The organism is Pseudomonas sp. RIT357 (genome assembly GCF_000632245.1).
Taxonomy (GTDB): Bacteria; Pseudomonadota; Gammaproteobacteria; order Pseudomonadales; family Pseudomonadaceae; genus Aquipseudomonas; species Aquipseudomonas sivasensis.
In genome coordinates this window covers 402,012-409,741 of the sequence record NZ_JFYX01000045.1, presented here as the reverse complement: position 1 = coordinate 409,741, position 7,730 = coordinate 402,012, and the positions used below count along the sequence as shown (strand labels likewise).

8 protein-coding genes are annotated in these 7,730 nt (G+C 63.5%); 2 read left to right on the top strand and 6 right to left on the bottom strand.

Annotated elements, in window-relative coordinates; genetic code table 11:
- Positions 1-524: 524 nt before the first annotated feature.
- The 6 genes from BW43_RS05850 to BW43_RS05875 all read right to left on the bottom strand — a co-directional run bounded on the left by BW43_RS05850 (position 525) and on the right by BW43_RS05875 (position 5,558).
- Positions 525-1,190, bottom strand: coding sequence for a response regulator transcription factor (locus tag BW43_RS05850; protein ID WP_032889994.1), 666 nt, complete (start codon positions 1,188-1,190; stop codon positions 525-527).
- Between the two features lie 15 nt (positions 1,191-1,205).
- Positions 1,206-1,754 (bottom strand): PQQ-dependent catabolism-associated CXXCW motif protein, encoded by a 549-nt coding sequence (locus tag BW43_RS05855; protein WP_032889991.1) that lies wholly within the window; start codon positions 1,752-1,754, stop codon positions 1,206-1,208.
- A gap of 107 nt (positions 1,755-1,861) precedes the next feature.
- Entirely contained in the window at positions 1,862-2,653 is a 792-nt protein-coding gene (locus BW43_RS05860) for an ABC transporter permease (protein ID WP_032889988.1), read from the bottom strand.
- Positions 2,650-3,390, bottom strand: coding sequence for an ABC transporter ATP-binding protein (locus tag BW43_RS05865; RefSeq protein WP_032889985.1), 741 nt, complete (start codon positions 3,388-3,390; stop codon positions 2,650-2,652). The genes BW43_RS05860 and BW43_RS05865 overlap by 4 nt, the downstream gene beginning before the upstream one ends.
- Positions 3,387-4,346: a YVTN family beta-propeller repeat protein gene (locus BW43_RS05870; RefSeq protein ID WP_032889983.1), complete on the bottom strand. Its 960-nt coding sequence runs from the start codon at positions 4,344-4,346 to the stop codon at positions 3,387-3,389. Before BW43_RS05870 ends, BW43_RS05865 begins: the two co-directional genes overlap by 4 nt.
- A gap of 30 nt (positions 4,347-4,376) precedes the next feature.
- The gene (locus BW43_RS05875; RefSeq protein WP_032889981.1) at positions 4,377-5,558 is read right to left on the bottom strand and encodes an ABC transporter substrate-binding protein; all 1,182 of its coding nucleotides are present in this window, start codon (positions 5,556-5,558) and stop codon (positions 4,377-4,379) included.
- 152 nt (positions 5,559-5,710) lie between these two features.
- On the opposite strand from BW43_RS05875, the gene BW43_RS05880 reads away from it, so the two are divergent.
- A complete protein-coding gene (locus BW43_RS05880; protein WP_032889979.1) occupies positions 5,711-6,973 on the top strand; it encodes a histidine kinase in 1,263 nt (420 codons plus the stop codon).
- Positions 6,970-7,596, top strand: coding sequence for a response regulator transcription factor (locus BW43_RS05885; protein ID WP_032889977.1), 627 nt, complete (start codon positions 6,970-6,972; stop codon positions 7,594-7,596). Before BW43_RS05880 ends, BW43_RS05885 begins: the two co-directional genes overlap by 4 nt.
- Positions 7,597-7,730: the final 134 nt, after the last annotated feature.

The following is a 7,730-nucleotide window of genomic DNA, read 5'->3' as shown; positions in this document are numbered from 1 at the left end:
CCCTGACAAACGTAGATCAAGTGTGGGAGGGGGCTTGCCCCCGATGGCGGTGTTTCAGCCAAGTAGAAGCCGACTGACCCACCGCTATCGGGAGCAAGCCCCCTCCCACATTTGACCGGTGTTGTGTCTGGAAGATTGGCGGCTCTGGTACGGCCAATGAAGCTCAAGACCGCCACGAGCCACCTGCTCGGTCGGCCCTGACAAACGGAGATCAAGTGTGGGAGGGGGCTTGCCCCCGATGGCGGTGTTTCAGTCAAGTAGATGCCGACTGACCCACCGCTATCGGGAGCAAGCCCCCTCCCACATTTGACCGGTGTTGTGTCTGGAGGATTGGCGGCTCTGGTACGGCCAATAAAGCTCAAGACTGCCACGAGCCACCTGCTCGGTCGGCCCTGACAAACGGAGAACCAATGTGGGAGGGGGCTTGCCCCCGATGGCGGTGTTTTAGTCAAGTAGATGCCGACTGATCCACCGCTATCGGGAGCAAGCCCCCTCCCACATTTACCACTGTTGTGTCAGGCGGGTCAGCGGCGCAGGTACGAGCCGAAATCGATATCCCCGGCACTGAGGATTGCCTGCACCCGGTTGTGCACGTTCAACTTGCGCAGGATCGCCGACACGTGGGCCTTAACCGTGGTTTCGGCAATCTCCAGGGTGTAGGCGATCTGCTTGTTCGACTCGCCCTTGGTCATCCGCTCCAGCACCAGCAATTGCTTGCGTGTCAGGGCTTGCAGCAGTTCGGGGGCGAAGCCGGGGTTTTCGTTGAGGCGCCGGTGGGTGCCGGGCTTCTGGGTGCGGATGATGTCCGGCGGCAGGTACACGTTGCCGTTGAGAATCTGCTGGATCGCCTCGGTCATTTGCAGGCGTGGCGAGGACTTGGTGATAAAACCCACGGCGCCATAGGTGATGGCTTGCAGCACGATCTGTTTGTCCTGCTCGGCCGAGACGATCACCACCGGAATGGTCGGCGCCTCGTTGCGCAGGTTGATCAGGCCATTGAGGCCGTGCATGCCGGGCATGTTCAGGTCCAGCAGGATCAGGTCGAGGTCGTCGTGTTCCTGGGTCAGCGCCAGGGCGCTGTCGAGGTCGGCGGTTTCCATCACTTCGCTGCCGGGAAAACCGTCGCTGATGACGTTATGGATCGCTTCGCGAAACAGTGGGTGATCGTCGGCAATCAGGATTTTGTACATGGCCGTTCACCTTTCTTATTGTGATGTTTGAAATGGCTCGGGTTGGGCGACCGTCACCGGCAGCTTCGCCGCCTCCCAGGCATCCAGACCGTCGCGATACCAGTACACAGAGGTATAGCCGAGGTTGGCGGCACGTTTTACCGCGTTCCAACTCAGCCAGCAATCGGAGCGGCAATAGAAGACCAACGGTCGCGTGAGGTCGCCGCCGCTGTAGGCATACAGGTGGCGCACGAAATAGCTTTGCCACTCCGGCGTGAGGTCGCCGTCGCCGGTATTGGCCAGCCAGTGGCTGCCGGGCAGGTTGGCGTGGGGCTGGTCTTCGATGAAGCGGCCTTGCAGCCATTGGCGGCGGTACACATCGATCAGCACCGGCGCCGGGCTTTGGCCGAGCAGGGTTTGCAGGGCCGCGGTGTCGACAATCGTGGCGCCAGGCAGGTGGTCGGGCGTGGGGCTGCGGTACAGGCTGATGCGGTAGCCGTCGGCGGAAAACAGTGGGGTGTCGGCCTGGACGTGGGCGACGAACAGGCACAGCAGTGCCAACAGAGGCAGTCGGGCGTGCAGCATGGCAGGGCAATCCTTATCGTTATGCGCGCATTACACGTGAGTCCCGAGCCCTTGGGAATGCGACGATAGACAGGAAAACCAGTACCAAAGTAGTAGTTTTATCGGCTTCAGCCTTTTTTGCGCAGTGCGGCATGCTGGGGATTGAAGGTCAGCACCGCCAGCAGCGTGAACAACAGGGTCAACCCCAGGCACACCGCCAGGGCCAGGCCGGCGAAGCGTTCATACAGGGCAAAGCGCACCAGTTCCACGGCGTGGGTAAACGGGTTGACCGCGCACAGCCAGTACAGCCATTCGCTGGAGTCGCGCATTTTCCACAGCGGGTACAACGCCGACGACAGGAAAAACAGCGGGAAAATCACGAAATTCATCACCCCGGCAAAGTTCTCCAATTGGCGAATCGCGTTCGACAGCAGAAGGCCCAATGCACTGAGCATCAACGCCACCAGCAGCAACGCCGGCAGGGCGATCAACAGGCCCATGGCTGGCGGTTGCACGCCGTAGACCCAGGCAATCGCCAGGAATCCGTATACCTGTAACAGCGAGATCAGTGCCGTGGCCAACAGTTTGCTGCACAGCAAAAACGTGCGCGGCAACGGGCTGGTCAGTAACACGCGCATGCTGCCCATCTCGCGGTCGTAGACCATCGACAACGAGCCCTGCATGCCGTTGAACAGCAGGATCATGCAGGCCAGTCCCGGAATGATGTAGACCTCGTAGGGGATGTAGGTGTCGTAGGGCTCGATCACCGAGATGCCTAACGCGGCACGGAACCCGGCGGCGAACACCACCAGCCACAGCAACGGGCGCACGAGGGCGCTGAGAAAGCGCGTGCGCTGCAACACAAAACGCAGCCACTCACGCAGCACGATGCCGCGCAGGCATTGCCAGTAAGCGTTCATGCGGCGGCTCCCGTCACAGTGGGGCGGGTCAATCGGGCGAACACACTGCCCAGGTCGCCGCCTTGTTGCTGTATCAGCTCATCAACTTGCCCGCTGGCCACCAGGCGGCCCTGATGCAGGATCATCAACGCATCGTCGGCCTGTACTTCATCGAGTAGGTGGGTGGTCCACAGCACGCTGATGCCGTGCTCGGCGCACAGGCTGCGCACATGCTGGTTCAGCGCCAGGCGGCTGGCCGGGTCGAGGCCGACGCTGGCTTCGTCGAGCAACAGCACGCGCGGTTCGTGCAGCAGGGCGCGGGAGATTTCTACGCGGCGCCGGTGCCCGCCGTTGAGCTCGCGGACTTTTTCGCGGCGCCGTTCGGTGAGGGCCTGGCGTGCCAGTTCGGCGGCTACGCGCAGGTCTGTCTGGCGCCGCGACAAACCGTGCAGCGCGGCGTGGTAGCGCAGGTTCTGCTCAACGCTCAAGTCCAGGTCCAGGGTGCTTTGTTGGAATACCACGCCCAATTGCTTAAGGGCGGCGCGCGGCGCATCGCGCAGGGAATGACCGCCCACGCGAATGTCGCCGCTTTGCAGGTCATACAGCCGCGTGAGCAGGGCGATCAAGGTGGATTTGCCGGCGCCATTGGGCCCCAGCAATGCCGCAAAACGCCCTGGCGCCAGGCTGAAACTCACCTCGCACAAGGCCTGCCGTGCGCCATAGGCGAAGCTCACGTCGCGCACCTCCAGGGCGTTCATGGCGTCACCACCACACCCCACGGGTAACGCCCGACTTTCACCGACTTGACCACCTTCAGGCTGTCCACGTCGATCACCGACACATCACCGCTCACGCCGTTGGTGGCGAGCAACTGTTTCTCGTCCGGGGTAAATGCCATCTGCCACACGCGGCGGCCCACCAACAGATAGTCGAGAATCTCAAAGGTCTTGGCATCAATCACCGCCACATGGTTCGCCGGGCCGAGGGCGACAAAACCGTATTTGCCGTCGGCGCTGAGCTTGATGCCGACCGGCTGGACTTTGTCCGGGTGCACGCCCTTGATCTTGAAGGTTAGGGTCTTGAGGATCGCGCGGCTGGCCACGTCGAGGATGGTCACGGTGCCGCCGATTTCCGCCGAGGCCCACAGCTGCGAGCCATCGTGGTTGAACTCGACGAAGCGCGGGCGCTGGTCCACCAGGGTGCTGTCGGCCAGGGTCTGGGTGCTGGTGTCGATCCAGTGCAGCATGTTGGTGGTTTCGCTGGTGTTCACCGCCCACTTGCCGTCCGGGCTGACGGCCATGCCTTCGGGTTCGACGCCGACGTTGATCTGGCCGAGCACCTTGGAGGTCTCGGTGTCGATCACGGTGACCAGCGCATCGTCTTCGTTGGACACGTACAGCCAGCGGTTATTGGGGTGCAGGGCGAACTGCTCGGGGTCTTTGCCGGAGGGCAGTTCCTTGATGATCTTGCGCGTGGCCACGTCCATCACCTGCACGCGGTCCGAGTCGCTTGCGCAGATGTACAGCAGCTTATTGTCATGGGACAGCAGCAAGCCTCGCGGACGCTGGCCGACTTTGAGGGTGTCGGTGACTTGCAGGGTCTGCATGTCGATCAGGCTCAGGCTGTTGTCTTTTTCGTTGGAGACCCAGGCGGTACTGGCCACGGCGTGCCCGGCGGCAAGCAGCAGGGCGCATGAGAGCAGGGTGCGGCGCATGGCGGATTCCTTATTATTGTGGGTAGGTGATCAAGGGAAGCGGCAGGTCACCTCGGGTTTGTCATAGCCCAGGCTGTCCATTTCGTTAGTGGGGTGCAGGAAGCCTTCCTGGGGCGATGTGCTGACCAACGCGCGGGGTTGCACGATGGGAATCGGTTGGCGCAATTGGCCGTTCCAGGCGCGGTAACTGAGCTTGCGGCCCTTGAAGCCATCCAGGGGCAGTTGCTCGCTGATTTCCAGATCGCGGATCGCCATGGGCTCGACCTGGCGCAACTTGCTCACTGCACTGGCGACGCTGCGCACGGCCATCCAGGCGGCGAAGTCGCGGTCGTTCATCCAGCGCCCGGCCAGGGCCTCGAAGCGTTTCTGCAATTGGGCGGCGCCGTAGGTCTCGACGGTCTTGTGCCAACCGGTGGGCGTCAGGCCCTGGGTGCCGGCGACGGGGCGCGGGTACCAGGTCTGGTAGGGCACGTACTCGCCGAAGTCGCCGCGCTCGTCGGCCACCAGCACCACGTCGTATTCGGCGGTTTGGGTGAACAGCGGCATATCCGCCTGGGCGCTGCGGCGTTGGTCGTTATCGAAGCGCCAGGCTTTCTCCGCCACCAGACGCACGCCGAAGCGTTTGGCGGCGCGGCGCAGGGCGGCGGCGTAGGCTTGGTCATCCTCGGTGGGGCCGACGATCAACAACGCTTTCTGCCATTTACGGACGACCAGGAACTGCGCCAGCGCATCGGCGAGCATCGCCCGGCTGGGCAGCGTATGCAGCACGTTGCCCAGGCAGTCGGTGCTGCGCAGGCTGTCATCCGGGCTGCCGGCATTGAACAGCAGGCTGTCAGGCAACGCGGCGCTGAGTTGGCGAAGGCTCGCGGCGGGGGCGTTGACCACGAACAAACGCAGGCCCTGGGCATGCTGGGCCTGGGCCGCGGCGAGCAGGGCGTCCGGCGTATCAACCGTGGCGGTCGTCAGGCTGTAGCGCTGGTTGAGAAAGGCGCCGGTGCTGTTGCTGTCGATGATCGCCAGTTCGGCGCCGCGCTGCCCGGCATCGATGGGCTCGGGAATTACATTCGACAGCAGCGGGCCCGGATCGGGCCGATAACCCAAGTAGCCGATCTGCACCTGCAAGGGCTCGGCGGCCTGGCTGGCGGTGGCCACCCCGGCTGCGCAAGCAATCGCCAGCAGATAGATCACGGCGTAAGGGGCGAGCTGGCGCATAAGGCACTCCATGACAGGAAGCGCCAGCATAGAAAGCCTTAAGGTCGCTGCAAATATGCAGAAAGTAGCGCTGGGGCAGTACCAAGGTAGTAGCTCGCAGCGCGTGAAGCGGTCTTAGCATGACGCTTCAGTGTGTTGTTCGGGAGTTGGCTATGTCGGCGTTGTGGCGCATCAATCTATGGGTCTGCGGCTTCTTCGCCCTGGTGACCTGCGCCTGCACCGCGCTGTTGCTGCACCAAGCCCTGGCCGATGTGGAGCGCGAGTTGCAATCGGCCGAAGCGGTGGTGCACTACCTGAGCGAAACCGCCGAGCGCGACCCGGCCAGCCTGCAACCCCACCTCACCGCGAGTTTGCGTCATGTACGCGTGCACTGGCTGGCGAGCGGCGACACCGCGCAAGCGCCGGCCTCGGACGGGCTGGACGCCTGGCTTGGGCGCCTGCTGTTCGTCGAGGCGCGACGCAGTGCCCAGGTGCTGGACTTGCCGGACGGTCGGCGCGTGTCCATCGCCGTCGACCCACGGGATGAAATCGACGAAGTCTGGGATTCCTTGCAACAACTGTTGGGCCTGTGCGCCCTGGCGTTGGCCCTGAGTCTGTTGACTATCCGCTGGGCCGTGCGGCGGGGCATGGGCGTGCTCGATGAATTGCTGCGCGCCCTGCAACAGGTGTGCGCCGGCCAGCTCAATGTGCGTCTGCGCGGTGAAGGCGCGCCGGAAGCGCGGCAACTGGCGCTGCACTTCAACCGCATGACCGACGCCCTGGAGCAGGCGCGCACCGATAACACCCGGCTCACCCAGACCCTGCTGGCGGTGCAGGAGCAGGAACGCACCCACCTGGCGCAGACCCTGCACGATGACCTCGGCCAATACCTGGCCGGCATTCGCGCCCAGGCCTGCCTGTTGCGGCTGGTCGCCGATCAGCCGCACGTGCTGACCCGTACGGTGGGGCTGCTGGAAGATCATTGCGAGCACTTGCAGCAAGGTTTCCGCGCCCTGGTCCACGACCTCTACCCGGTGGCGTTGCAACACTTGCCGATGGGCGAGGCGTTCTCGATGCTGGTAACGCAGTGGCAGGCCAGCCATGGGATTCCCTGCCAATTGCAGGTCAGTGCCGACCTGCCGGCGTTGTCCGGCGCCAACAAAACTCACCTGTACCGCCTGCTCCAGGAAGCGCTGACCAACATCCTGCGGCATGCCGATGCCAGCCAGGTGCGCGTGCGCCTGCAACACCGCGGTTCACGTCTGCGCCTGTGGGTGCGTGATAACGGTCGCGGTGCAGTCACGCCCCAGCGGCCCGGCGTGGGCCTGTATTCGATGGCCGAACGCGCCCGCTGCCTGGGCGGCGAATTAAAGATCATCAGCCACCCCTGCGGCGGTTGGGCGCTGGCGTTGAACATGCCGTTGGAGGCCTCATGAATATTCTGTTGGTGGATGACCACGCCGTGGTGCGCCAAGGCTATGCCAGCCTGCTGCGCGCGCTGCTGCCAGCGGTCGAAGTACGCGAAGCGGCCAGTGGTGAAGAGGCCCTGAGCCGGGTTCAGGAGGCGGTGCCGCACCTGGTGATCATGGACTTCGGCCTGCCAGGCATCAGCGGCCTGGAAACCACGCGCCGCCTGCGCCAGCGCTTGCCACAATTGCGCGTGCTGTTTTTCAGCATGCACGACGAGCTGCCGCTGGTGCGCCAGGCGTTGGACGCCGGAGCCTCCGGTTACCTGACCAAAAGCTCGGCGCCCGAGGTGTTGATTGAAGCCGTGCGGCGCATCCTCGACGGCCACGCCTATATCGAACAGGCCCTGGCCACCGAACTGGCCTACACCCCCAGTGATCAACGCTTGCAGGGCATGACCCCGCGCGAACTGGAAATCTTCCTGATGCTGGCCAAAGGCACGCCCACCCGAGCGATTGCCGACCAGCTGAATATCAGCAGCAAGACCGTGTCCAATCACCTGACCTTGCTCAAGAGCAAACTGCAGGTGAGCTCCCATGCCGAGCTGGTGCACCTGGGAATCGACATGGGGGTGGTGCGGGTGGTTGGATAATTGGGTGTGCACAAACCCACTGTGGGAGGGGCGGTGCGACGATTCGACTTGCTCCCGATAGCGGTGTATCAGTCAGCTCATCTGTCACTGACACACCGCTATCGGGAGCAAGCCCCCTCCCACATTTCAATGGC